The organism is Kitasatospora sp. NPDC059673, from assembly GCF_042734215.1.
In the GTDB taxonomy this organism is placed as follows: domain Bacteria; phylum Actinomycetota; class Actinomycetes; order Streptomycetales; family Streptomycetaceae; genus Kitasatospora.
The window spans coordinates 125,588-150,541 of the sequence record NZ_JBHWEN010000003.1; the positions used below are offsets into that span (position 1 = coordinate 125,588).

The 24,954-nt window shown below is 71.7% G+C and carries 22 protein-coding genes, 1 tRNA gene and 1 pseudogene; 11 read left to right on the forward strand and 13 right to left on the reverse strand.

Annotated elements, in window-relative coordinates; all coding sequences use genetic code 11:
* Together ACFV18_RS05295 and ACFV18_RS05300 are read right to left on the reverse strand one after the other, a co-directional pair.
* Positions 1-115, reverse strand: a pseudogene (locus ACFV18_RS05295) (FHA domain-containing protein); the annotation flags it as partial.
* 59 nt (positions 116-174) lie between these two features.
* Complete coding sequence (locus tag ACFV18_RS05300) at positions 175-897, reverse strand: GPP34 family phosphoprotein (RefSeq protein WP_380479496.1); 723 nt, start codon at positions 895-897, stop codon at positions 175-177.
* A gap of 302 nt (positions 898-1,199) precedes the next feature.
* Between ACFV18_RS05300 and ACFV18_RS05305 the strand changes: the two genes are divergently transcribed.
* On the forward strand, positions 1,200-3,437 hold the full coding sequence (locus ACFV18_RS05305) for a serine hydrolase (protein ID WP_380479498.1): 2,238 nt from the start codon (positions 1,200-1,202) through the stop codon (positions 3,435-3,437).
* Here ACFV18_RS05305 and ACFV18_RS05310 read toward each other — a convergent pair.
* Both ACFV18_RS05310 and ACFV18_RS05315 read right to left on the reverse strand, forming a co-directional pair.
* Positions 3,409-4,302 carry a YhjD/YihY/BrkB family envelope integrity protein gene (locus ACFV18_RS05310; protein ID WP_380479500.1) on the reverse strand — a complete coding sequence of 298 codons (894 nt, stop codon included), beginning with the start codon at positions 4,300-4,302 and terminating at the stop codon, positions 3,409-3,411. The two genes, ACFV18_RS05305 and ACFV18_RS05310, sit on opposite strands and share 29 nt — an antisense overlap.
* Before the next feature lie 142 nt (positions 4,303-4,444).
* Positions 4,445-5,206 (reverse strand): polyprenol monophosphomannose synthase, encoded by a 762-nt coding sequence (locus tag ACFV18_RS05315; RefSeq protein WP_380479501.1) that lies wholly within the window; start codon positions 5,204-5,206, stop codon positions 4,445-4,447.
* Between the two features lie 156 nt (positions 5,207-5,362).
* On the opposite strand from ACFV18_RS05315, the gene ACFV18_RS05320 reads away from it, so the two are divergent.
* Positions 5,363-5,435 (forward strand) — tRNA-Arg (locus tag ACFV18_RS05320).
* 121 nt (positions 5,436-5,556) lie between these two features.
* On the opposite strand, the gene ACFV18_RS05325 is transcribed toward ACFV18_RS05320, so the two are convergent.
* The 7 genes from ACFV18_RS05325 to ACFV18_RS05355 all read right to left on the reverse strand — a co-directional run bounded on the left by ACFV18_RS05325 (position 5,557) and on the right by ACFV18_RS05355 (position 14,136).
* Positions 5,557-6,696 (reverse strand): hypothetical protein, encoded by a 1,140-nt coding sequence (locus ACFV18_RS05325; RefSeq protein ID WP_380479503.1) that lies wholly within the window; start codon positions 6,694-6,696, stop codon positions 5,557-5,559.
* On the reverse strand, positions 6,693-7,538 hold the full coding sequence (locus ACFV18_RS05330) for a thiopeptide-type bacteriocin biosynthesis protein (RefSeq protein ID WP_380479504.1): 846 nt from the start codon (positions 7,536-7,538) through the stop codon (positions 6,693-6,695). Before ACFV18_RS05330 ends, ACFV18_RS05325 begins: the two co-directional genes overlap by 4 nt.
* Before the next feature lie 20 nt (positions 7,539-7,558).
* Entirely contained in the window at positions 7,559-8,716 is a 1,158-nt protein-coding gene (locus ACFV18_RS05335) for a lanthionine synthetase C family protein (protein WP_380479506.1), read from the reverse strand.
* Positions 8,713-11,769, reverse strand: a complete 3,057-nt coding sequence (locus tag ACFV18_RS05340; RefSeq protein ID WP_380479508.1) for a lantibiotic dehydratase — start codon at positions 11,767-11,769, stop codon at positions 8,713-8,715. The genes ACFV18_RS05335 and ACFV18_RS05340 overlap by 4 nt, the downstream gene beginning before the upstream one ends.
* A 114-nt stretch (positions 11,770-11,883) precedes the next feature.
* Positions 11,884-12,048 carry an FxLD family lanthipeptide gene (locus ACFV18_RS05345; RefSeq protein ID WP_380479510.1) on the reverse strand — a complete coding sequence of 55 codons (165 nt, stop codon included), beginning with the start codon at positions 12,046-12,048 and terminating at the stop codon, positions 11,884-11,886.
* Positions 12,049-12,093: 45 nt separating this feature from the next.
* Positions 12,094-13,317: a methyltransferase, FxLD system gene (fxlM, locus tag ACFV18_RS05350; RefSeq protein ID WP_380479511.1), complete on the reverse strand. Its 1,224-nt coding sequence runs from the start codon at positions 13,315-13,317 to the stop codon at positions 12,094-12,096.
* A gap of 387 nt (positions 13,318-13,704) precedes the next feature.
* Positions 13,705-14,136, reverse strand: a complete 432-nt coding sequence (locus ACFV18_RS05355; protein ID WP_380479512.1) for an ATP-binding protein — start codon at positions 14,134-14,136, stop codon at positions 13,705-13,707.
* Positions 14,137-14,310: 174 nt separating this feature from the next.
* Here ACFV18_RS05355 and ACFV18_RS05360 point away from each other — a divergent pair, with 174 nt between their 5' ends.
* The 3 genes from ACFV18_RS05360 (at position 14,311) to ACFV18_RS05370 (ending at position 17,541) form a co-directional block, all read left to right on the forward strand.
* A complete protein-coding gene (locus ACFV18_RS05360; RefSeq protein ID WP_380479868.1) occupies positions 14,311-15,702 on the forward strand; it encodes a Tat pathway signal protein in 1,392 nt (463 codons plus the stop codon).
* A gap of 44 nt (positions 15,703-15,746) precedes the next feature.
* A complete protein-coding gene (locus ACFV18_RS05365) occupies positions 15,747-16,223 on the forward strand; it encodes a TrmO family methyltransferase (RefSeq protein WP_380479514.1) in 477 nt (158 codons plus the stop codon).
* Between the two features lie 337 nt (positions 16,224-16,560).
* A complete protein-coding gene (locus ACFV18_RS05370; protein WP_380479516.1) occupies positions 16,561-17,541 on the forward strand; it encodes a hypothetical protein in 981 nt (326 codons plus the stop codon).
* 43 nt (positions 17,542-17,584) lie between these two features.
* On the opposite strand, the gene ACFV18_RS05375 is transcribed toward ACFV18_RS05370, so the two are convergent.
* Positions 17,585-18,619, reverse strand: a complete 1,035-nt coding sequence (locus ACFV18_RS05375; RefSeq protein WP_380479518.1) for a leucine-rich repeat domain-containing protein — start codon at positions 18,617-18,619, stop codon at positions 17,585-17,587.
* Between the two features lie 170 nt (positions 18,620-18,789).
* Here ACFV18_RS05375 and ACFV18_RS05380 point away from each other — a divergent pair, with 170 nt between their 5' ends.
* The gene (locus ACFV18_RS05380) at positions 18,790-20,352 is read left to right on the forward strand and encodes a GMC oxidoreductase (protein ID WP_380479520.1); all 1,563 of its coding nucleotides are present in this window, start codon (positions 18,790-18,792) and stop codon (positions 20,350-20,352) included.
* A gap of 35 nt (positions 20,353-20,387) precedes the next feature.
* Positions 20,388-21,131, forward strand: a complete 744-nt coding sequence (locus tag ACFV18_RS05385) for an LLM class F420-dependent oxidoreductase (protein ID WP_380479521.1) — start codon at positions 20,388-20,390, stop codon at positions 21,129-21,131.
* An 18-nt stretch (positions 21,132-21,149) separates the two neighbouring features.
* Here the strand turns inward: ACFV18_RS05385 and ACFV18_RS05390 are convergent, their stop codons facing one another.
* Positions 21,150-21,710, reverse strand: a complete 561-nt coding sequence (locus ACFV18_RS05390; RefSeq protein WP_380479523.1) for an adenine phosphoribosyltransferase — start codon at positions 21,708-21,710, stop codon at positions 21,150-21,152.
* A gap of 409 nt (positions 21,711-22,119) precedes the next feature.
* Here ACFV18_RS05390 and ACFV18_RS05395 point away from each other — a divergent pair, with 409 nt between their 5' ends.
* The 4 genes from ACFV18_RS05395 to ACFV18_RS05410 are packed head-to-tail and all read left to right on the forward strand — an operon-like array spanning position 22,120 to position 24,944.
* On the forward strand, positions 22,120-22,836 hold the full coding sequence (locus ACFV18_RS05395; RefSeq protein WP_380479525.1) for a hypothetical protein: 717 nt from the start codon (positions 22,120-22,122) through the stop codon (positions 22,834-22,836).
* Between the two features lie 19 nt (positions 22,837-22,855).
* Positions 22,856-23,458, forward strand: a complete 603-nt coding sequence (locus tag ACFV18_RS05400; protein ID WP_380479527.1) for an NUDIX domain-containing protein — start codon at positions 22,856-22,858, stop codon at positions 23,456-23,458.
* 51 nt (positions 23,459-23,509) lie between these two features.
* Positions 23,510-24,241: a phosphoribosylaminoimidazolesuccinocarboxamide synthase gene (locus ACFV18_RS05405; protein ID WP_380479529.1), complete on the forward strand. Its 732-nt coding sequence runs from the start codon at positions 23,510-23,512 to the stop codon at positions 24,239-24,241.
* Positions 24,228-24,944: an SDR family oxidoreductase gene (locus ACFV18_RS05410; RefSeq protein ID WP_380479531.1), complete on the forward strand. Its 717-nt coding sequence runs from the start codon at positions 24,228-24,230 to the stop codon at positions 24,942-24,944. Before ACFV18_RS05405 ends, ACFV18_RS05410 begins: the two co-directional genes overlap by 14 nt.
* The last annotated feature ends 10 nt before the right edge of the window (positions 24,945-24,954 follow it).

Below are 24,954 nucleotides of genomic sequence, written 5' to 3' on the forward strand. Positions count from 1 at the left end.
GCGAGCCGAGGTCACGGATCTCGAACCGGCCGTCGGGCGTCGCGTGGAACTCGGCGTGGTGCCGCGAGACCTGAAGGTCCGAGACGACCAGCTCGTTCTCCAGCGCACCGGCCCGGTGCATCGCACCGGGCCGACCGCCCTTGAACCGCCTCGAACGCTAACGGCGTACGCCGCTCATCGCGCGCCCACCCGGCTGGCCACACCCCGCCCCGCGGCGGCGGGCCGACCGGCCGGACCCCGCGAACCCGCGGGCGCCGACCTGCCCTGCTGGGCCGGCAGACCGTTCTGCACGTCCATCACCGCATGGGCCACCATCCCGCCCAGCGGGTCGTACCTGATCAGATCCCGCAGCCGGGAGCGCGAGGACCGCCCCTCGTTGCCCGGGTACAGGTGCTTGCCCAGACCCACCGCGTGCGCCAGCGCCGCCAGCGCCGCCGTCCGCGGGTCCGGCGGCACGCCGGTGCGGATCGCGGTGTCCAGCCGCTGCTTGATCGCCGCGTTGGTGCAGTCGTCCGACGCCTGGTAACGGGTCGTCGGCAGCACACCGCACACCTGACCCGGCACCGCCGTCACCATGCCGCACCGCTCCAGGTGCGCCAGGTACGTCTGCCTCAGGCCCAGGCGCGGTCCGCCGATCCAGTGCGCGGCACGCACCGGACTGCCACGCCTGCGCAACAGCTCCAGCGCGTGGTCCAACGTCGGGTCACCGGTCGGCCGTGGCACCACCACGGCGATCCGGTCCCCGTCCGGGACTATCCTTCCGGCCAAGGACAGCTCGACAAGCTGCGCCCCGGCAAGTCCGAGGTCGAGGGTCTGCGGCTGCGCGGTGGTACCCGTGGCCGGGTCCAGTGCGAGCAGCAACAGCTCCTCGGGAATAGTTCTGCGGCTCCTGCCCATCCAAGCCTCCCCGCGTGGATGAATGACAGGGTGACGCCTCTCACACAGCCTTGTCGAGTACGCCTCCGAATCGTGACCTTGCTCGGGCAGGCTGGAACCACCGTCCGACGCCCCCGCGTCTGATCCGGAAGGGGCCTGCACCGGCAGGAAAAACCGCCGGTGGGGCGGGGTGCGGCAGGCCATCGCGGCCACGGTGCCGGAGACTGTACAGGTACCCGGGCGGGTCGAGAACCCGCCCGAAAAAAACCAGCTTGTGTGATCGGACCGGCAACCGCCGGGGCGGACGAGGAGGAGTGGGTTACGTGGGCGAGTCCCCGCAGAGCGAGCCGCGCGACGACAGGACGCGGCCGGCCGAGGCCGAGGAGCGAGCTCCTCGCGAGGGCGGCTCCACTGTGCACCTCCGCGCCCGTGAGACCTCTGCCGAGTCCGGGTCCGGGTCCGACCTCGACCTGCCCGAAGCCGGTGCCGCGCTCACCGTCGAGGCTCCGGCGAAGGAAGCGGAGGGGAAGGGCGAACCGGAGGGGAAGGGCGAACCGGAGGAGGAGCCGGAATCCGAGGAGGCTGAGGAGGAGTCCGTTCCGGTCGCGCCCGGGCCCACCATGCCGAAGGCGGAGAAGCCGGAGGAGGCCGAGGAGGAGTCAACTCCGGTCGGGCCCGAGCTCACGATGGCCTTGCGCGTCGAGAAGGTCGAGGAGTCGGACGAGGCGGACGAACCGGAGGGGGAGCCGGAATCCGAGGAGGCTGAGGAGGAGTCAACTCCGGTCGCGCCCGAGCCCACCATGACGCTGCGCATGGAGAAGGTCGAGGAGCCGGAGGCGGAGGATCCGGAGGGGGAGTCGGAATCCGAGGAGGCCGAGGAGGCTGAGGAGGAGTCCGCTCCGGTCGCGCCCGAGCCCACCATGACGCTGCGCATGGAGAAGGTCGAGGAGCCGGAGGCGGCCGAGGAGGAGTCCGCTCCGGTCGGGCCCGAGCTCACGATGACGCTGCGCATCGGGAAGGTCGAGGAGCCGGAGGAAGACGCTCCGGCCAAGCCCGAGCCGACCATGAACCTGCGGGTGGACAAGGACCGCCCCGAGCAGACCGTCATGCTGCGGCTGCCCAAGGACGAGGCCGCCCCCAAGCCGGCCCCGGCCCCGAAGCCCGCACCCGTCGCGCCGAAGCCCGCCGCCGTGCCGAAGGCCGCTCCCGCTCCCGCTCCTGCGGCCGTCGCCGCGCCGGCGCCCGTCGCGCCCGTCGCGGCGCCCGCCGCCCCCGTGCCGGCCGGCCCGGAGAGCACCGTCGAGGCGCTGGAGGTGCTGAAGTCACTGAGCGCCCGCCCGGTGAGCCCGTTGCGGCGGGCGATGAAGCGGGTGCTGATCTGGGGCATCTTCCTGGCCGTGGTGCTCGGTGTGCTGTCGGCCGCGCAGTTGCTGCGTCCGCTGCCCACGCCGAAGGCGAAGCTCGGGATGGCGGACTCGTTCACCTTCCAGGGCGAGCAGTTGAACATCCCGTGGCCGACCACGGGGCAGGCCGCGGCCGAGGTGATCGGGGTGGGTGGTCTCGGCGCGTCCGGCGAGGAGAAGGCGGTGCCGATCGCGTCCGTCACCAAGGTGATGAACGCGTACCTGATCCTGCAGGCGCACCCGCTGAAGAAGGGCCAGACCGGCCCGATGCTCACGGTGGACAAGCAGGCCGCGTCGGAGTCGACGAGCCTCGACGAGTCGAGGGTGACCCTGACGGAGGGCCAGCAGCTCAGCCAGTACGAGGCGCTGGAGATGCTGATGCTGCCGTCCGCGAACAACGTGGCCCGACTGCTGGCGCGTTGGGACTCCGGCAGCGAGGAGGCGTTCGTCAAGAAGATGAACGACACCGCCAAGCAGCTCGGCATGACCAACACCACGTACGCCGACCCGGCCGGGTACAACAACGACACCAAGTCGACCGCCAAGGACCAGCTGAAGCTGGCCGAGGTGGTGATCAAGGACGAGGTGTTCCGGCAGGTCATCGCGGAGCCCGACACCAAGTTCAACGGCCAGCGGATCTACAACACCAACAAGCTGCTCGGGAAGAACGGCATGATCGGCGGCAAGACCGGTTCGTCCTCCCCCGCGCAGTCCTGCTTCATGTGGGCGGCGGTCAAGGAGGTCGGCGGCGTCAAGCGGACCCTGGTCGGCGTCACCCTGGGCCAGCCGGTGAGCACCGGGTACGACCTCGTGACCGCGGCCCAGCCGGTCAGCCAGAAGATCAACGTGGCCGCGCAGTCCGTGCTGACCGGGCAGACCCTGGCCAAGCAGGGCGACGTGGTCGGGTACGTCGAGGACGGCATCGGCGGCAAGGTCCCGGTGGTCGCCGCCAAGGACCTGACGGTGGCGGGCTGGTCCGGCATCACCGCGCACCTGACGCTCACCCCGATCGGCAAGATCGCCCACACCCTGCCGGCCGGCACCCAGGTCGGCACGCTGTCGGCGGGCGACGGCGCCGACCGGATCGAGATCCCGGTCACCCTCCAGAAGGACCTGGCCCCGCCGTCCATCAGCGCCCGGCTGCTGCGCCTCGGCTGAGCCGCGCGGCCACCGACGGTTCCTCGGCGATCACCCTGCCCAGCACCAGGGCCAGGGTGATCGCCGTGAACAGGACGATCAGCCAGGACAGCACGGTGAACACCACGCCGTACGGGCCGAACCTGGCGATCGACGCCGACATCGCGTGCGGCAGGTACACCTGCGAGGCGACCCCGAGGACGACCTGCGCCAGGCCGCACAGCACCGCCCCCGGCAGCAGCGGGGCCCAGCGGATGCGGGCGCCGAGCAGCAGGTGCTGAGTCCACCACCACACGCAGGTGGAGACCAGGAAGGTCAGCGGCAGGCCCAGCCACAGGCCCGCGCCGAACCCCTCGCGCAACGGCACCTGGAACACCAGGAACACCAGCCAGCCCAGCAGCCACACCACCCAGCGCCACAGCGCCAACCGGGTGCTGCGGTGCGGCAGCTCCCAGGCCCGCTCGCAGACCCGCTGGAGCGCCCGGCTCATCGCTGTCGCGGAGGCCAGCGTGACCAGCGCGCCGACCGCCCCGAACGCCTGGGCGGCGCCGTCCGGGTGAGTGTTCATCAGCTGCTCGACCTGCTGCTGGGCCGCACCCTTCAGACCGAGCTGGGTGCGCAGCGAACTGGTGAGGCCACGCTTGACGGCGGCCGGCGCGAACACCGCCACCACCAGCAGCGCGGGCAGGCCGGACAGGAACGCCTGGGCCGCCAGCCGGGTCGCGTTGTCCAGCAGGTTGACCCGGAGCAGCTCACCGGCCGTCCGGCCGAGCAGCGGAATCCGCTCGCGAGCGCCCTTCGCCGAGGCGGCCAGCCGCGCTGCCCGGGCCTTGGCGGACGTCCACCGGCCGCGGCGCCGCTTCGATGGACGTGGTGGCTCTGTCACGCCGAAACCTCCGTCACGCCGTAACCTCCGTCGGGCCGTAACCCTCCGTCGGGCCGTAACCTCCGTCAGGCCGTAACCTCCGTCAGGCCGGGAACGCCCGACCTCGCGGGCCGGGAACACCCATCCTCAGGGGTCGGAACGCTCAGCGCTTCCGGGTGAGCCGGGCCACCCGGTCGGAGACGCCCCAGGCGGTGACCCGCCAGAGGGCCTCCGCCACGATGCTGCGGCTCATCTTCGAGGCGCCGTGCTCGCGCTCCACGAAGGTGATCGGGACTTCGGTGACCTTGAACCCGGCCTTGACGGCCCGCCAGGCCAGATCGACCTGGAAGCAGTAGCCCTGCGAGGCGACCTGGTCCATTCCGAGGCCCAGCAGGGTCTCCTTCCGGAACGCCCGGTAGCCGCCGGTGACGTCGCGGATCGGTACGTTCAGCATCAGCCGCGAGTACGTCGAGCCGCCCTTGGACAGCAGCAGCCGCGCCTTCGGCCAGTTCACCACCGCGCCGCCCGGCACCCAGCGCGAGCCCAGCACCAGGTCCGCGCTGTGCAGCGCGGTGAGCAGCCGCGGCAGCTCCTCCGGCTGGTGCGAGCCGTCCGCGTCCATCTCCACCAGCACGTCGTACCCGTTCTCGATCCCCCACCGGAACCCGGCCAGGTAGGCCGCGCCGAGGCCTTCCTTGCCCTTCCGGTGCAGCACCTTCACCTGTTCGTCGTCCGTGGCCAGGGCGTCGGCCAGCTTGCCGGTCCCGTCCGGGCTGTTGTCGTCGGCGATCAGCACATGGGCCTCCGGCACGGCGGTCCGGACCCGGGAGACGATCCGTTCGACGTTCTCCGCCTCGTTGTAGGTCGGAATGATCACCAGGATCCGGCCGAGGCCGCCGAACGGATTCTGAGCAGAGGAAGTCACGGGACCGGTGCCTTTCGGAGAGGTCGGATCTGTCACAAGAAGGAACAAATCCACCGTAAGGCCACACACCGCACCCGGCCCGCCCCTCCGGCACCGGCCACCGGGCGGGGCCGATCCGCTAGGCTGTGAGCGGTCGTCGGGTGTCCCGCCGACCGCGCCTCAGTAGCTCAGGGGATAGAGCACGGCTCTCCTAAAGCCGGTGTCGCAGGTTCGATTCCTGTCTGGGGCACAGCAGAACCACAGGTCGCAGGCCCTCCGCCCGTTCGGGGCGGGGGGCCTGTGGCGTCCCAGTACAGTACGCCGTGCTTACCGGCGGCGGGCGTGCCTGTGTTGTCGGCCGGGCGGCAGGCTCACGGCCGTGACGGGAAGAGGGACTTGGCGGTGGCGTTGGTGATGACGGCGGTGGCTAGGGCGAGGGCGGCGGTGATCCGGTCGTCGTGGTCGGTCGTCAGGGTGGCCGGGCCGCCGACGCCGGAGTCGGCGGCGATGGCTGCCAGTTGGCGGCGCTGTTCGGCGGGGAGGCCGTCGGCGAGGCGGTGGCGTTCGAGGTCGCGGGCGCTGTAGCCCTCGGGCTCGGCGAGCGTCCGGCCGACGGCGGTGGTGTAGATGCGGGTGGCGTCCGGAAGTCGCCCGGCGGCGGTGGCGAGGTCGGCGACGGTCAGGGCGAGCCGGGTATCGAACACCGCGCTGCCCTCACGCGGGGCGACGGCGGCGTGGGCGAGGAGCAGGGCCTCGGCCTGCTCGGTGGCCGGGGTGCCGTCGAGCAGCGTGCACGCGACGGTCAGCGCGGCGGCGACGGCGTGCTCCCACGGCTCTTCGGTGGGGGTGTCGCGGACCAGGGCCCGGGCGAGGGCGGTGCGGCCTTCGAGGGCCATGGCGACGGCGGCGACCTGGCGGGCCTCGAACAGGCGGGTGCCGGAGTCGGTGGACTGCTTGAGGTGGAGGTGGGCCTCGGCCCAGCGCCCGGCGCGCACCAGGGCGCGGGCACCGTCGAAGACCCGGATGCCGTCCAGCCACTCGTGGACGGCGCTGCGGTCGGTGCTGTTCGCGGTCAGGCCGGCGAGCGGGGCGGTCAGGCCGCCGAGGGTGGCGTCGTCGTTCTCGGCGACCGCGCGCACCAGTTCGTCGAGGACGGCGAGTGCGGCGCTGCCGTTGCCCGCGCGGAGTTCGAGGTGGGCGAGGTTGACGAGGGGTTCGAGGGCCAGGCGGGCGTGGTCGGCGGCCAGCGGCCGGTGGGCGAGGTAGAGGTCGGCGTGGTCGAGGCACAGCACGCGGGCCTGGCCGGGCAGGTCGCGGTCGGAGGCGAGCAGCGCGGCGAGGTTGTGGACGCTGGTGGCGGTGGCCGGATTCTCGGTGTCGGCGGCCTGCCGGGCGAGGTCGGTGAGCTTGCGGACCCGGTCGTCGAGCGGGGCGGCGAGGGCGTGTCTGCGGGGGACGAGGGGGAGGCGGGCGAGGGCGTCGCCGAGCGGGCCGGTGGGCTGGGCGGTCATCGCAGCGCCGCCTCCTTCGCGTCGACCAGGTCCAGGACGGCGCCGGCGGCGGCCGAGGCGAGGGCGGCCTGCCTCTGGTGGGGCAGGCCGAGGCGGTTGGCGGTGAACAGCTGTTGGTGGGCGAGGACGGCGCGCTGTCCCCGGTACAGCTGTCCCTGGTCGGAGAAGGCCCGCAGGGTGCGGCCGTAGACGGTGAACTCGGCGAACCAGGGTGCGGCGTGGGCGAGTCGGCCTTCCAGGAGCGCGGAGCCGGGGGCGGTGTCGGCCTGGAGCAGGGTGCGGGCGGCGTGGACCAGGCGACGATTCGGGGAGGACAGCCGAGGCCGGTTCTCGGCGACCTGCGCCCAGGTGTCGCCGATCTCGTACCAGTCGAGTCCGGCGCCGCGCATCGCGGCCGTGCCGAGCAGGAGCCACAACTCTGCTCTCCGGTCGGCTAGTTCACTGCTGTGGACGGCACCCAGGTAGGTGAGGGCGTGGCGGCTGTCCTGGTGGAAGAGGTGGTGGGCGGCGGGCAGTGCGGCACTGCCGCCGAAGGCGTAGGTCTCCGGCTCGTAGATCACCGGGGTCCAGCCGTCGATCATGCCCGCGGTGCGGCACATGTCCAGGACCTCGTTGACCGCGAACGCGGTGGCACCGGTGGCCTCCAGAGCGCCGGAGATCGTCTCCCGGTAGCGCAGCCGCCAACGGTCTCCCTTGCGCAGGTAGTGCCAGGCGTCCAGAAGTCCCTGGTCCTCCAGGGACATCAGGGCGGGGCCGAGGAGGCGGGCGGCGTGCTCCTCGGGGGTGTCGGTGGCCAGGTGCAGGTGGACCTGCGTCCAGGCGTGGTGGCCGGCGGCGAGCACCAGGGTTCTCCTTCTTCGGGTCAGACAAGCAGCAGCAGGGCGTCCCAGTCGGTGGCGGGGCTGTCGGCGGCCAGGGAACAGCGGGCGAGAGCGATGCCGGCGGGGCCTTCGAGGAGTCCTTGGCCGGTTGCCTCGGCGTCGGGGTTGGGCAGGTTGCCGGCGGCGGCGAGGATGCGCAGTGCGGTGGCGTGGTCGGTGCGCTCGGCGAAGCGCCGGGCGGCCAGGCGGACGCCGATGGTGCCGTGGCAGACGGAGTCGTCGGTGAGGCTGTGGGCCTGGTTGGGGTCTTCGAGGGCGTCGAGGAAGGCGGCTTCGGCGGTGCGGGCGCGGTCGGTGTCGCCGGCGGCATGGGCGGCGTGGTGCAGGGCGGTGGCGATGCCGGGGGTGCCGTAGCACCAGGACGGGCGCAGCGGCTTGGACTGGCGGGTGTGGCCCTGGTCGGCCTCGGCGGCGGTGAGCGCCTCGGGCCACCAGGCACGGGCGGCGCCGTTCTGTTGCCAGGCGTCCAGCCAGTCGGTGATGCGCTCGATCGCCTCCAGCTGGCCCGGCACTTGGGTGCCGTCAAGGTGAGTGAGGGAGAGCAGTGCGAGCGGGCCGGGGATGCCGTGCGCGATGCCGAAGTTGCCGTGGCCGCCCGGGTAGCGGTCGTCCTGCTCGCCGCTGGGCGCTTGGTGCGTCCACCAGCCGGGGCGCCCGTGCACCGGCTCGGTCAACCGCACCAGGTAGGCCAGCACTTCGCGCAGCAGCTTCGGTGAGCGGCGGGCCCGCAGGTGCGCGCCGAGGCCGGTGAGGCCGCCCAGGAGGTCGAACTCGTGGAAGTCGGGGCGTTGCCCGGCATCGATGCGGTGGTGGGCGGCGGCCAGACGCTGCTGGACGATGTCCTCCACCGCGCAGTTCAGTTCCATGCGTGGCTGGTGGTAGGCGCGCGGTCCGTGGATCGCGGCCAGGTGCAGGACGTGGGCGAGGGCGGGAGCGCCATAGAACAAGCCGGCACCGGCGAAGGAGTTAACGGGCTGGCGCACACAGGCGGTGATCCAACCGTGCGCGGTGTCCCAGCTCCCCCTGCCGACGGCGGCTCGCTCGATGTGGAACAGCGCGGTGGCGAGGCCGCCCTTGGCCAGGGACTGGCCCCACTGGGCGGAGACCTCGGTGGGCGGTTCGATCAGTTCGGCGGTCATGCCGGCTGTCCTTCTCGGGCGTGGGCGGTATGGGCCTGGGCGGTGCGGGTGAGGGCGGCGGCGCGGGCCAGGCGGTGGCAGATGCGTTCGCTGGTCGGGTCGAAGCCGACGACTCGGGCGTGGTGCAGGTGCAGCAGCGAGCCGAGGACGTCTGCGGGCTCCAGCTCGCCGTCCCGGTTGAGCGCCTCGCGGTAGCGAGCCAGTTCCTCAGCCCGCGAGTACCAGGCCGAGGCGAGGGCGCGGCCCTCATCGGTGAGCGCCAACCGGTCTGGCCGGTCTGCGAGTTCGGCGGCCAGCCGCGGCGCGGTGCGCGGCAGCGCGATCTCGCTGTACCGGGGCACCCGCTCCAGCAGCCAGGCGTGGCCTGCCTGCTCGCCGAGCAGCGCGGTGGCGAGGTCGAGCATGCTCGCCGACGTCACGGCGGCCGGGTCGGTCGAGGTGGCGCGATGGTAGGCGAGTTGGGCCAGCACTGCCCGGGAGTCCGCGGCGAAGAACTGCTCCGCCGCCCGCATCGCGGCCCCGCGCCCGTACCGGCCGGTCTCCGGCAGGTACGTGTCGATCTCCATCCGTGTCAGCAGGCCCTCCTCCCGCAGCTGCTGGGCCCACTGGCCGATGCGCTCGGCGGCCAGTGGCCACGCGGCGGTGTCGGAGACGGGGATGCGCAGGCGCACGTGCGGCTCGGGGTCGGTGTGCCGCATGAACCACCACTGCGGCGCTTTCATCCAGCGACCAGCCAACTCCGGTGTCCAGCTGAGGAGTTCGTCGACGCGGCGAGGGTTGCCGTACAGGCGGGCCGACAGCCACGTGGACGCGCCGGGCAGGTGGCCGACGCGGACGGTGGCCGGCCGCCCGGGGCGGGGAGGGGCGGCGGGCAGCGGGGCACGGGTGGAGTGCAACTGCACGGTGACCTCGTGCGCCCTCTCGCCGCACCACGAGTTCTCGCCCGGCCCCGGGGCCTCGATCAGGATCGCGGTCGACTCCCGCAGCAGGTGCTCGCGCAACAGCACCAGGTGCTCCGGCAGCCGCAGGTCCAGCGGCAGCCGCAGGTCCTGCTGTGACAGGTACACCGCCGCCGGCACGTTGTAGCGGGCGATCCACTCGACCGCCGCCACCCGCCAGTCCTCCCACTGCGCGTCCCTGCCGGGCAGGTCGGCGGCGGGCAGGTGCCAGCGCGCCGCCGACAGCACCACCTCCCCGTAGCGCACCCGCGGCAGGTAGGGCAGCCTCCCGGCAGCACCCCAGTTGAACGTGGTCAGCCACGGGGTGTGGGCGCTGGTGATCTCGCACAGGAACCGCACCAGCGGGTCGGTGTGCGAGCGGAAGTTCACCGCGTTGAGCACCCGCACCTCCACCGGGCGGCGGTCGGCGATCCGCACCAGCCACATCCGCCGCCCGTCCGCGCACACCCCCAAGTCCTCCAGCCGAAGCACCGCGCCAATCTGCGGGTACTCGCCCAGCGCCAGCACGGGCAGCAGCGCCGGAGCCCGGGCCACGTTCTCCGTACGGGCGTACAGCGGAGGCGCCGACACCTGCACCACCAGCGCGTCCGCCCGCAGCGGCGGCGCGGCGGCGATCGCCGCCTCCAGCTCGCGGCGGCACTCAGGCTCCAGCAGGTACAGGAACCGGCCCGCGGTCGTGCCCGCCGCGCGCGGCACCGCCTGCACCACCGGGGTGAACGCCACGGCCCCGTCTGCCGACAGCCGCACCGTCAGCTCGGCGTGCGGCTGCACCACGTCCTCGGGCAGCGGGCCTGGGGAGAGGCGTTCCAGCAGCGGGCCATCGAGGTCGATCTCCGTCAGGCCCTCGACGGCGGCCTTCTGCGCCAGCGCCAGCAGGTGGCCGTCACGCCGCTTGAACTTCGGCGGCACATCCGGCAGCAGCGAGTCCCGGTAGCGGGCGGGGAAGCCCAGCCCGGTGTCGGGGTTCACCAGCTCCACTACCGGCACCACCGCGCCCGGCCCGAACCGCTCCAGGAACCTGCCGTGGTAGTCCACCCACGCCGGGTGGCCTTCCGGGAACGGCGACAGCCGGGTCAGCACCTCCGCCGCGCCGGCCACCAGCGACGCGACCCGCTGCGGCAGCACCACCGGCCCCGCGTCCAACCGCAGATCCACCATCAGCGACGGCACCTCGCCCGAACGCCCGGCCTGTTGCCGGGCCAGCCGCGTGCGCAGCGTCCGCTGTTCGGCGGGGTTGTTCAGATCGTTGTGTCGGGCCAACTGCTCCCGGACGGTTCGGAGCTCGTTCAGGGGCGCGACGGTGGCAGGGATCTGGTCGAGGCCGGTGGTGTGCGTGACGGCCAGCAGGTGGTCGAGCGGGTTGGTCACGGTCGTCGGCAGCCGCAGCGCGCTGATCAGGAAGCCTTGCCGCACCAGTTCGCCGAGCATCGCGCGCACCTTGTCCGCCGGGGCGGCCGGGAACCGGTCGGCGAGTTCGCCGAGCGTCACCGACACCGCGCTGTCGGCCGCCTCCAGCACGGCCAGCACCGGGTCGGTGGCGCGGACGGACACCTCCGCCGGTTCCCCGTCCTGCGGGTTGCGGACCACCGGCAGCACGACGCGGCCTCCGCGCCGCACCCGCAGCTGGTTGGCCGTCACCGGCAGCAGGTCGCCGACGGCTTCCTCCAACTCCCGCACCACGGAGGCTAGCCAGCGCGCGTCGGGGCGCGCCACCGCCCGGCCCGCACCCCAGCGGGGCGCGACAGCACGCGGGCCGAAGGGCACCGCGGCCACCCCGGCGAACAGCCCGAAGGGCGTGGCCCGCTGCTGGCGCAGCGCGTACTGCATCACCGAGGCCGTCAGGCGGCGAAGCCGCTGCCGGGGGATGTGGTCGAAGTCGAAGACCGCCTCGCGCACCCGGGCGGCCAGCTGCGGACCGGCGGCGACCTCGACCGCCGCCGCGAACGCGGCGTCCGACCAGATGTGCTGGAGCCAGGCCCGCCAGTTCGCCGTGGCGTGGGGGCTGGTGTCGGCCAGGTCGGGCCACCAGGACGGCCCGGACCCGGCCGGACGGGCAGCGGCGCGCAGCAGGGCCGGTCCTACGGCTTCGTACACGGGGATTCACCTCGATTCTGGAGATTTCGGGAGGTTCCGGGAGTGCCGGGGCCCGGCGTGCGGCGGCTTGACGGCCGCACGCCGGGCCCAGGTCACACGGGGAGAGGGGTGCGGTCAGACGTTGCCGCTTCCCGAGGCGCAGGCGCTGCCGCCGCAGGTGCTGCCGCAGTTGTCGTCGGTGTCGCGCAGCAGCGCGGCCACCGGGTCGGCGCCCTCGACGATGGTCACGTCGAGGTCGAAGTCGCCCACGGCGACGGTGCCGGCGAAGGACTGGGTCATGGTGGTTCCTCCTTGGAGTCGGTGGTGCAGGACCTGGACGAAGGGTTACGGCCAGGAGATCGTGAGCCGGACGTGGGCCTTGTCGATGACCAGCCCGTCCGGGAGCCGGTCGTCGGGCGTGCCGGCCGGGTAGGCGGTGAAGACCGGGCCGTCGCCGGTGCGGTGGTCGCGGTCCCAGGTCCGCACCTGCTCGGTGATCAGGGCGGCCAGGCGTTCGCCGTCGGGGCCGAAGCCGTGCGCGCCGAACTCGTACGTCGCCGGGTCCTCGCCCACCTTCTTGAGCGAGAGGTGGGCGAGGCTGCCGCCGTCCACGATCACCGGGCATGCCATCCGGTTCGCCGGGGCGACCGTCCCGGTGTCCAGCTTCGGATCGACGGACATCAGCCCGAACCCGGGCAGCGAGGACGCCAGCCACAGGTAGAGCGAGTCGAAGGGTTCTTGGTTGCCGACCGTCACCCCGGAGGGCAGCTCCACCCGCGGCTGCCCCAGAGCTCCGGCCAAGCCGGAGGTGTCGGGCCGGGCCAGCTCGTCGAACCGCAGGCCGACCTCCTTGGTGCCGCGCGGCAGCACCAGGAACTCGTCGTGCGCGTCCGCGCCCTGCATCTTGACGAAGCCGCAGACCTCGGCGGACACGCTCACCAGCCGCTCGCCCTCCCGGCGGAAGGCGATCGAGCGGGTCAGCCCATGCATCCGCAGCGGCACGGTGATCACGCCGCCCTCGGTGAGCTGGCCGGTCCACGCCGGCGGCAGGTCCCACGCCCCGACCGTGACGATGATCCGGTCGAACGGGCCGCCCGCCACCGGCTCGGAACCGTCCGCCAGGACCACCTTCACCCGCTCGCACCCGGCCTCGGCGAGGAACTTCTCCGCGCGGTCGGTGACGAACGGGTCGATGTCGACGGTCACTACCTCACCGCCGGGGCCGACGAGTTCGGCGATCAGCGCCGCGTTGTAGCCGCCCGAGCCGATCTCCAGCACCCGCATGCCCGGCCGCACGTCCGCCTGCTCCAGCATCTGCGCCTGGATCCGCGCGGCCGACACCGAGCTGACCGCGAGCCCGTGCTCGTCCCGCTTGGTCACCAGCGCCCGCTCGGGCTCGTACGCCTCCGCGATCGGCACCTCGGGGGCGAACACGTGCCGGGGCACGGCCAGCAGGGCGTTCGCGACCCGGCACGTACGGATCGTGCTGTCGGCCCGAAGCGCCTCGACCATGGCCGTGCGCAGCTGTTCGGGAGAGGACTGGCCGGTCGTTTCCGCCGTGGCGGTCATCGCAACTCCTACTCGTCGGCCGCAGCGAGCGCGGCGCTTCTGTACGGGAGCGCCGGAGCGCCCCTACTCCAGGCCGGTGCTCCATCGGCGCGGCCCGGGAGATCACGTGCCGGTCAGACGGTCACGGCTGGCCGCAGTCGGCCCGGCAGGCGGGGCTCCGCGCCGGTGCTGGGCCCGGGCGTCAGAGCGATCGCCTCGCACCAGTACGCCCCGCTCGCCTGGTTCGGCTCGGCGAGGGGCGTCCTGCCGGGACCGATCGGAGAGCTCTTCCAGCGAGGTCGCAGTTCGGCGCTGAACGATGCCAGCGGGACCGCCGTGTCTTCGTTCGACTGGCGAAGCCGCGGTTCGCGAGCAGAACACGCTTGACCGCCACTGACCACTTTGACGTCACGCCGCCGCCTCCAGCCGCCCCTGGTGATGCACCTCGGCCCACACGATCTTGTCTCCTCCGGCTCTCTTCACGCCCATGTCCGCCGACAACTTCCGCACCAGCAGCAGGCCTCGGCCGCTCTCCTTGGAAGGCTGGAGGACCGTCGTCGGCAGTAGGTCCGGCCGACCGTCCACGACCTCGACTCGACAGCGGTCCTCGATCTGCCGCAGCCGCACCAGTACGTCTCTGCGGGGTACCGATGCGTGCAGCACTGCATTGGTGACCAGCTCGGACACGATCACCACGAGGTCGTCCACGCCAGAGCTGTCCGGCTCCCAGCCCCACCCCTGGACAGCTCGGTCAACATCGCGTCGGGCGAGCCTGACCGAGTCCGGCGTCGCAGGGAACTTCCACTCCTGCTCCCGGAGCTCCTGCTTTCCCACGTCCATGCCCGCTCCCTTCGCCACCGCAGGTGTTGAATCCCGAACCGCATCACTGGCCGGAAGAGTCGATGCTCGGGCGGTGCTGCCCGCCCGATCTAGACAACCGCGATCGGCGACCGGGAGTAAGGTGTTAGCCACCCCCAGCGGTTTAACCGGTTTAACGGGCAGTCAGGGGTCGTGATGGCAAAGCCAGTTCGAGTCAACGAGAACCTGCAGAAGATCATCAAAGAGTCTCGTATGACGTACGACCGCCTGGCTCTGGAGCTGGGCATCGTCGCAGGTCGCAACGGGGATCCGGCACGTCCCGGGAAGTCGCTGATCAGCCACTGGGTGCGCTACAGCGTCGTGCCGTCGGGCGACATGCCGCACTACCTCGCGGCGGTTCTGTCCGACCGGATCGGACGCACGGTCACCCTCGCAGATCTCGGCCTGGCTGAGGCAGCTGTCGATCTCCGTGACTGGCGCTTGGATACGCTGAGCGTCCTGGCCGATCTCCGACGAATCGACGTGGACGACGTGGAAGTGGATCGCAGCACCGCCCTGCAGCTGATGGCCTACTCCCTTGGCGCGCTCGCCCTTCCGGGAGAGAAGTGGTGGAGCGCGACGGCGCGCACCGGAGCAACGCGCGGTGGCGCCAGCAGTCGGCGGGTGGGCGAGGCCGACGTCGAAGCGGTACGGGACATGACCAGCCTGTTCTCCCAGGTCGACCAGCGGCGGGGCGGGGGCCATGCCCGCGCTGCGGTGGTCCAGTACCTGACCAGCGACGTCGCACGCTTCCTGCGCGGGACCTTCGCCTCCGACCGGACTCGCCGCCAGATGTTCTCCGCAGCTGCCGAACTCGCCTACGTAGCAGGGTGGATGGCCTTCGACAGCACCGACCACGCGGCGGCCCAGACCTACTTCGGCCTAGCGGTCCGGCTCGCCGCCGAGGCGGACGACCCGGCGATGGCCGGCCACGTCCTGCGAGCGATGGCCCATCAGGCGCTCGACCTAGGACACCCCAAGCAAGCACTCGACATCGCCACCGCGTCGATCAGCGGCGACCGGTACGCGCTCGCCTGCCCGCGTGAACGCGCCCTGCTCGGAGTGATCCACGCCCGCGGCCTGGCGGCCACCGGCCAGCACACGGCGGCGAGTGGCGCCCTGCTCCAGGCCCAGCGAGACCTTGCCGCCGCAGGCCCGGGGGACGACGAGCCGGCCCGCGTCTTCTTCTTCGGCGAGGCCAGCCTCGCGCACGAGACCGCCTCCGCCCTGCGCGACATAGGTGACCTCCGGGGTGCGGTGAAGGAGTTCGAGCACAGCGTGGAGACCCGCAAGGCCAGCTCGTTCGCCCGGACGCACGCCGTCACCCTCGGATACCTCGGGGCAGTCCACGTCCGGCTGAAGAACATCGAAGCGGGCTGCACGGTCTGGTCGGCGGCCCTCGACGCGATGGAGCCCGTCCGCTCGGGCCGCACCCGTCAGACCGCAATGCACATGCGGGCCACCCTGTCGCCGTTCCGGCACCGTGGCATCCGCAGCATCGACCGTGTCGACAGCAGGGCGGCCGCCTACCTCGAAGCGACCAGCTGAACCGATGGATCGCCACATACCAACCCGCAGGAGGGGAACCGACCATGACTGACCGCGAAGTCTTCGAAGTCGAGGCGCTGGGCCACGTAGTGGGCGGCCGGACCGAGCCCACCGACGACTTCTGGGGCGGCACCCGGGCGATCATCCGGCTCGACGGCACCCGCTTCACTGCCGACGCCACCAAGGGCCTCGAAGACTTCTCTCACCTGGAGGTTGTCTTCCGCTTCCACCTCACCGACCCCACCGATCTCAACCTCGGCGCCCGCCGCCCCCGCGACAACCCCGACTGGCCCGAGGTCGGCATCTTCGGCCACCGCAACATGCGCCGCCTCAACTGGCTCGGCGTCTCCCGCTGCCGCCTCCTCAAGGTCGACGGCCTGGACCTCCACGTCGAAGACCTCGATGCAGTCGACGGCACCCCGATCCTCGACGTGAAGCCCTGGTTCGTCGACTTCGGCCCGCGCGGCGACGTTCACCAAGCCCAGTGGACCACGGACATGCTCGGGAAATACTTCGCCTGACTCTTGAGACAACCCGGCAATGGCCCATGAGGACAGCGAATACTTTCGACGAGCACAGCAGAACCACAGGTCGCAGGCCCTCCGCCCGTTCGGGGCGGGGGGCCTGTGGCGTTTTCGGGGCTTGTGCGCGGATCGGTCCAACTTGCCCGCGAATACGGTCGATCGGGGTCGCTTGTCGAGCGGAATGCGACTGTTTCAGGCGGGAGGGTGATCGGTGGGCGATCACGTCGATCTCCCGTCGCGCGCTGTGCTACGTTCCGTGCTCGAACCAACACACAAGTGACCCCGGCGGTGCTACCAACACCCCGGGGTATGGCAACAGGAGCGAAACCTCCCGATGCGAGTCCATCGTAGCGCCCACGCGCGCAATTTCACCGTGCTGCCCAACGACATGTTGCAGTTCCGGATGCTGTCCTACACCGCCAAGGGTCTGCTCGTTGACCTTCTCTCCCGCCCCGACGGCTGGCGCGAGGACAGCCGGCTCATGGCCGACACCAGTCCGCAGGGGCGCGGCGCGATCCGTAAGGCCCTGAGGGAGCTGACCGCCGCCGGCTTCTACCGGGTCGAGAAGATCCGGATGCCCGACGGCACGATCGTCTCCGAGAACCACGTCTACGACACCCCGCAGCCCGTGCCGCAGCCGAGTACCACCCGTCCGGTACCCGGTGCGGCGAACTCCGGCGGTTCTGACGCCCTTATAAAGAACCGGTACCAAGAACCCACCCTCCCCGCCGAAGCGACAGCCGTCGAAGCGGCAGTTGCCGAAGTGACAGCCGTCGAAGCGGCAGTTGCCGAAGCGGCAGTCGAGCCACCCGGGGAGGCTCCGGCGGTGCCGGACGAACAGACCCGCGCGGCGGTCGCCGCGCTGTACCGGGCGATCCGCCCCGAGCCGCGCCTGCGCCTCGGTGAAGCCGAGGCCCGCACGCTCGCCCCGCTGGTCGCCCAGTGGCTGGAACGCGGCGCCACCCATGCCGACCTCGCCCGCGCCCTGGTGCCCGGACTCCCCGTCCCGATGCACTCCCCAACCGCCATCCTCCGCGACCGACTTGAGCGCAAGATGCCACCGGACCAACCCCCCGCCCGCCCGGCAGCGGCCCGCCTCCCCGAGTGCATCAAGTGCCACGATCCCGTCCCCGAACCCGGCATCTGCCGCCCCTGCGCAGGCCTCGGCACCCCCCGCCGCCCAGCCGTCGGAGGCGGCGCATCGGCCACCCTCGCGGGCGCCGCACGCGTCCGGGACGCGATGCGCGCGGCGCGGGCGGCACTGCAGAGCTCCGTAGCGCCCTGGGCGGCGGAGAACTCCCCGACCGTGCCGTGAGAAGCGGCGAGGTGCCGGACACGGGCGGGACGGAGGCCGAGGCTCAGAGGAGGACGACGCACCCGCGCTGTTCGAGGTCGGGGATCCAGGCCGGTAGGGGGTCGATGAGGTTCCACCGCAGGTCGAGCTTTTCGAGGTGCGGGAGGTGGGCGAGGGACTCCGGGAGCCGGGTCAGCGCGTTGTTGCGCAGGTCGAGGTGGGTGAGGGCGGTCAACTCGCCGACGGAGGCGGGCAGTTCGCGGACGCGGTTGTTGCGCAGGTCGAGGATCCGCAGCCGCTCCAGGCGGCCGATCTGCTCGGGGAGGCCGAGCAGGTGGTTGTCGGTCAGCCGCAGTTCGCGGAGGTCCGTCAGGCCGGCGAGGGAGTCGGGCAGGGTGGTCAGCCGGTTGCCCATCAGGTGCGCCTCGCGCAGCCGGGACAGCTGGCCGATCGAGGCGGGCAGGGTGGTGAGGCGGTTGTTGTAGAGGCGCAGTTCCTGGAGTGAGGCCAGGTCTCCGAAGCGGTCCGGGAGGCTCTGGAGGAGGTTGTCGGTGAGGTTCAGGTAGCGCAGCCGGGTGAGCTCGCAGAGTGCGGCCGGCGCGCTGGTGAGTCGGTTGTTGCTGGCGTAGAGGTAGCGGTCGAGACCGGCGAGTCGCCCGATCGACTCGGGCAGGTCGGTCAGCGCGTTGTGCCCCAGGTCGAGGGTGTGGAGGCTGCTCAGCGCGCCGATCTCCTCGGGGACGTGGGTGAGCCGGTTGTCGCCGAGGTTCAGGTGGCGCAGGCCGCGGAGGTTCGCGATCCAGGCGGGCAGGGCGGTGAGTTCGTTCTTGTACAGCGTCAGTAGTTCGAGGCCGGTGAGTTCGCCGACGGGCTGCGGCAGTTGGCGGAAGGCGTTGCGGTCGAGCCGGAGTTCGGTCAGTCGGCGGAGGGCGGACAGGCTCTGGGGCAGGTCGCTCAGCCGGTTGCCGGAGAGGTCGAGCCGGCGCAGGCCGGGGAGGTCGGTGAGCTCCGGGGGTGCCTCGTCCAGTCCGGCGTCGCGGGCCGACAGGTCGGTGATCTCCTCCTCCGGTTCGCCGGAGAAAAGTTGACTATCCGTCAAGTACGTTGCCACATCGCTCCTTTGCTGGCTTTCGGCTCACGGTAGCGGAGGCCGCGTGGGGCGGTGCCCGATCGGCGGCCTCGACGGACCGGACGGAAGTTCATCTGGTTCGTCAATGCAGGCTGCCCTAGGTTCCTGGTCACGATTCGGCGGTCAGGAGAGGAATCGCGATGGTAGCGCCCCACAGTCATGCGGATCCGGCCCAAGGACTCGAAGAGCTGCTCCTCGCGAGCTTCGAGGAGGCCGCCGCAGGCGACTTCGACGTCATCATCGTCGGTGGCGGGGCCACCGCGGCGGTGACGTTGAAGAAGTTGCTCCAGCTGGCTCCCGGCACCCGGGTGCTGCTCCTGGAGCAGGGCCCGTACCTGCTGCCCGATCATGTGCAGAACCTCGGCTCGGTCCTCCAGCCGCTGATGGACCGCGCGGTGGCCAAGCCCTGGCGCTCCGAGGGGGATCTCGAACTGATCTTCCAGGTGCCGTATCTCGGCGGGCGGACGCTGTTCTGGAGCGGGGCCAGCCCGCAGCCGACGGCGCAGCAACTGGCCGGGTGGCCGAAGGCCGTGGTCGACGAGCTGGACGGCGAGTGGGCCGAGGCGAAGGAGATCGTCGGCGTCCGCCGGGCCTCGGAGCTGGGCCGGGAGTTCGGAAACCTGAACTCGCAGCTCCGGCAGCGGATCCACCAGGGGACCGGGCCGGACTCGGACCTCGCGCTCCCCGAGGACCCGGGCCTGCTCGACGCGCCGCTCGGCATGGCGGCCACCACCGCACCCGGGGCGACCAGGAAGTTCAGCGCCGTCCCGGTGCTGCTCGCGGCGGCGGCCGGCCACCGTGGCTCGGTCGCCATCCTGCCGAAGTGCAAGGCCGTCGGGCTGACCTGCGAGGACGGCCGGGTGACCGCCGTCCGCACCACGCGGGGCGAGCTTCCGGTCGGCGGCGCCCGGATCGTGCTCGCGACGGGCACCGTCGAGAACACCGAGCTGGTGCTGCGCTCGCTGCCCGCCTCGTCCACCCGGCTGGCGGGCGCGAACCTGGCCGGGAACGCCGCGAGCTTCTTCAACTGCCGGGTACCGCGCGCGGCGTTCGAGGACCTCGCCACGGACCGGCCCGAACTCGCCGCGCTCTACCTGGACGGCGCCACCGATGACCGCGCGTTCGTGCTGCACCTGAGCGCGAGCGCGACCGTGGACCCGGGCAGGGACGTGGAGACCGTCTACCGTCTGCTTCCCGACGTCTTCGGCGAGGGCACCCCGGAACGGCTGACCGATCCCGACCACGTGGTCTTCCTGGTCAACGGCGTGACCGAACTGGGCGGCGTGCGGGCGGCCGACTCCCCGAGCCGGGTCTTCCTCGACCAGGACGGTGCCACCGTGGGCGCCTTCCACCTGGACGAATCGGACCGCCGGGCCTGGGACGCCCTGGACCGGACGACCGACGAGGTGCTGAGACTCGTGGCGCGGGGTTCGGCGATGGAGTTCTGGTCGCCCGAACGCGGGCAGTGGGAGTCCGAACCCCCCGCCGCCGGCCGGCGCATGCCGTTCGCCTTCCTGGAGTCCGGGACGCTCTGGATGGGGGAGTCGCCGGAGGACTCCGTCACCGACCTGCACGGCCGGCTGCACGTCCTCGACAACCTCTACGTCACCGGCGGAGCGCTGTTCCCGACCCGCGGATCCTGGAATCCGCTGCTCACCATGGCCGCCCTCGCGCTGCGGCTGGCCCGTCACCTCGCCCGGTGACCGACCGGGTCCACCACTCTCAAGGAGCTTTCCCGATGCGGGACTTCAAGCTGGGTGTGCAACTTCAGCCCGAACGGACCGAACTCGACCCGCTGCGCGACGCCTGGCGGGAGCTCGACCGCGCCGGAGTCGACTCGATCTGGGTTCCCGACCACTTCCTCCCGGTGTCCCCGGGCGATCCGAACGGCCCGAACTTCGAGTGCTGGTCGCTGCTCGCCGCGATGGCCGTCGACACCTCGCGGGCCGCGTTCGGCGCGCTGGTGAGCTGCGTCTCCTACCGCAACCCGGACCTGCTCGCCGACATGGCGCGGACGGTCAACCTGCTGAGCGGCGGCCGGCTGGTCCTCGGTCTCGGCGCGGGCTGGTGCGAGCGCGAGTACGTCGAGTACGGCTACTCCTTCGGGAGCCCCGCCGTCCGGCTGCGCGAGTTCGAGGAGGCGCTGGTCCGGATCCGGTCGCGGCTCCCCAGGCTCAACCCGTCCGCACCTGGCCTGCGCACGCTGATCGGCGGCGGAGGCGAGAAGGTGACCCTGCGGCTGGTCGCCGAACACGCGGACCTGTGGAACGCGTTCGGCCCGGCGGACGACTACCGCCGGAAGAACAAGCTGCTGGACGAGTGGTGCGAGCGGATCGGCCGGGACCCGTCCACGATCGAGCGCTCGGTGTTCGTGGACGTGTCCGAGACCGACCGGATCGAGGAGTTCCTGGCCGCCGGGGCCGAGCACGTGATCGTCGGGCTCCCGGCGCCGTTCGACCTGTCCTTCCTGGACCGCCTCTAGGGTCCGTTCGGGGTCCTTTCAGACCGTGAGCACCGCCTCCAGCGGCGCCTCGCCGAGTGCGGGCGTCAGGCGGGAACGGCCTGCCAGGAAGCCGAGTTCGAGGAGGACGGCGACGCCGGCCACCTCCGCGCCGGCCCGCCGGAGCAGGCCGAGCGAGGCGTCGAGGGTTCCCCCGGTGGCGAGCACGTCGTCGACCACGACGACGCGCTCGCCGGGGGCGAAGGCGGAGCGCTGGATCTCCACCTCGGCCGCCCCGTACTCCAGCTCGTAGCCCTGGGCCAGGGTGGGGCCGGGGAGCTTGCCCGCCTTGCGGATCGGGACGAAGCCGAGGCCCGCCCGCAGCGCCACCGGGGCGGCCAGGATGAACCCGCGGGCCTCCAGGCCGGCCACCTTGTCGGCGCCCACCGCCACGCAGAACCGGGCGAGAACGTCGACGAGCGGGCCGAAGGCATCGGGGTCCGCCAGGAGCGGCGTGATGTCCTTGAAAACCACCCCCGGGCGCGGATGGTCGGACACGTCCGTGATCCGCTCCAGCAGAAGTGTGCGGATTTTGTCGTCGATTTCCTCGATGGAGGCCATGGCGGAGATATTTCCCTCGGTCGGCGGGGTCGCAGTGGAATTCGGAGAAGCCGCCCGAATGCGGCCCTGCCAATCATGGAGCACGGCCGCGCGCGCCCGTAGGTGCACCATCGGCCGGTCCGATCGACCGGCTCCGGCGGGCGCACCGCCGACCTGTCCGAGTGTCCGCCCCGACCGGCCGCCCGGGCGGCCACCACCTTCGAATACTTGTCGCGCGTCCGGCGTGGCTGGCTAGATAGGACGGTGATCCAAGTCGGCGCGAGGCCGGCTGTCGATGCGTCGGAGAATCCGTTCCCGAAAGTCGTGGATTCGTCCGGCCAATTCATTGCAGGGGGGTTCGGAATTGACTGGCGAAATACCGATCGAGGTCGATCTCGGTGATATTCGATCGGCGGATCTCGATGCTCTCGTGAGCGGCCTTCACCCGGCCGACGACGAGAGCCGTCTCAGCTACAACCTGGCCCTGGTCCGGGAGCTCGGCCGACCGGAGCGGATCACCGCTCTGCTCAAGGACTACCTGAGCGACCCGGCCGCGCTGGCCCTGATCGCCGGCCGTTCCTACCGGCACGTCAACCACTTCGACAAGATCGTCCTGGTGGACACCGACAACGGCGGCTACCGGCTGACCCTTCACCTGTGGAGCCCGCCCTACAGCGAGAAGGAGCTCCACGACGAGCTGATCCACGACCACCGGTTCAGCTTCTGGTCGACCATCCTGACCGGTCGGCTGGTGTCGCAGAACTTCAGCAAGCAGGACTCGGCGGACGCCCTGAGCTTCCGTCAGTACCGGTACAGCCCGGAGAAGCTCGGTACCGCCTCCGTCGGAAACTTCTACGAGTTCATCGGCGACACCCCGCTCACCAGGACCGACGAGGCGGTGGAACTGCAGGGCAACGCCTACCACCTGGAGTACCACCGCATCCACCGGGTCGCCCTGCCGCTGGAAGCGATGGTCTGCACCCTGGTGCTGCGCGGGCCCCGGGAGCGGACCTTCTCCAACGTCTACAACACCGCCTATCCCTCCACGGACACCCAGAACGGCAACGTCATGTTCTCGGTGCCGGAGCTCACGGAGAAGCTGGACCGGCTGAAGGCCACGATCGAGCGCACCCGCGCCGATGCCTGATCCGGAAGGTCACGGGAGCGTGACCGCGTCGGGCACCGCCGCCGTCCGAAAGGTGGAGACGGTGCTCGACGAGTGGCTGGCCGTGCGCCGGTACACGCTCGACGTGCGGGGAGCCGACGGGGAGACCCGTCGGCTCCACCGGCTGAGCGTGGGCCGCGGCGACCGGGCCGCGGTGCTGCTGTGCGACCCGGACCGCGGGACGGTCCTGCTCACCCGGCAGCTCCGCCTTCCGGTGCTGGTCCACGGCGCACAAGCACCGTCGGGCGACGGACGGCTGATCGAGCTGCCGGGCGGGCTCACCGACGGCGCCGACCCGGCCGAGGCGGTCCGCCGGGAGGCGGAGGAGGAGACCGGCTACCGGGCCGGTGACCTCGCCCGACTGGCCACCGTGTACCCGGCTCCCCAGCTGAGCACCGAACGGCTGCACCTGTTCACCGGCGAGTACCGCGCCGACGACCGGCCCGGCCCGGGAGGCGGCGTCGCGGCCGAGGGCGAGGACATCGAGGTCCTCGAACTCCCCCTGACCGAGGCGGTCGACCGGCTGCTCCAGGAGCCGGCCGCCGACGCCAAGACACTGCTGCTCGTCCTGCTCGCGCACCACCGGCACACGCGTCCGGCCTGACCGGACGCCCGCCGCGCGCACCCACACCCACGACCGAGGACAAGGGGTCCGATGCAACCCTCCGCCCTGCCGAGTGACAAGGAACTTCAGGCGGTTCGCGAACAGCGCGAGCCCGACATTCAGGGGCGCAGCAAGCGGCTCTGGCTTCTGCCCGACGGCCTGTGCATGGTGGAGATGATCCCCAGCCTGCGGAGCTTCACCTACAGCCGCGACGAACTGGTCGAGGAGACCGGGCCGTTGCGGCTGGACTTCTACGAGCGGGCGGCCGCCCGCCTGGAGAAGGCCGGCATCCGCACCGCCTTCGTGCGCCGGCTGGGGCCGACCAGCTACCTGGCCGAGTACCACCCGGCCCCGCCCTTCGAGGTGATCGTCAAGAACCGCGCGGTCGGCTCCACCCTGGTGAAGTACCCCGGACTGTTCGAGGAGTTCGAGCCGCTGCCGAGGCCGGTGGTGAAGTTCGACTACCGGGTGGACCCGGAGGACCAGCCGATCGGGGAGGACTACCTGCGGGCGCTGGACCTGCCGGTGGACGAGTTCCGCCGGCTGGCGCTGGCGGTGAACACCTCGCTGATCGAGTGGCTCGACTCGGTGCAGGTGTGGGACTTCTGCGTGATCTTCGGCCTGGACGGGGGACAGCCCGTCCTCATCTCGGAGATCTCGCCGGACTGCATGCGGCTGCGGCACGCCGACGGCGCCTCCCTCGACAAGGACCTCTTCCGCCGCGGTGCGTCCGCCGAGGAGATCACCACCGCGTGGCGGAGGCTGCTGGATGAACTCGCCTGAGCAGCCCGCCAGTGACCGGGTCGCCCTGGTCACCGGCGCCAACCGGGGCACCGGACTGGCGATCGCCGCGGAACTGCACGGCCGCGGCTACCGGGTGGTGGCCCTCAACCGGACCCCGGCGGGCCAGGACTGGCTGTCCGAGGTGATCTGCGACCTGGCGGATCCGGCCGCGCTGGAGCGGGCGGTGGCCGAGGTGCTCGAACGGCACGGACGGCTGGACGTCTGCGTCGCGAACGCCGTGGCCCGCCGGATCGCCACCGTCGGGGAACTCTCCGCCGAGGACTGGGACGAGTCCGTCGCGGTGAACCTCACCTCGGTGTTCCGGCTGGTGCAGGCCACCCTCCCGGCGATGCGCGCCAGTTCGGGGAGCTACGTGGTGATGGGATCGCACGCCGGCACCCGCTACTTCGAGGGCGGGTTCGCCTACGCAGCGACCAAGGGCGCGCTCAAGGCCCTGGTGGAGACCCTGCTGCTGGAGGAGCGGCCGAACGGGGTGCGGACCACGCTGCTCAGCCCCGGTGCGATCGCCAACCGGGCGGCCGACGACACGCCGCAGAAGATGACCACCGAGTCGGTGGCCCGCTGCGTCGGCTACCTGGTGCAGGACCAGCCGGCCGACCTGGTCTACGGCGAGGCCGAGATCCGCCCCGCCCGGCTGGGCGAGCCGCAGGTGGCAGGCCTGGACCGACTGCAGTACGTGTGATCACGCCTAC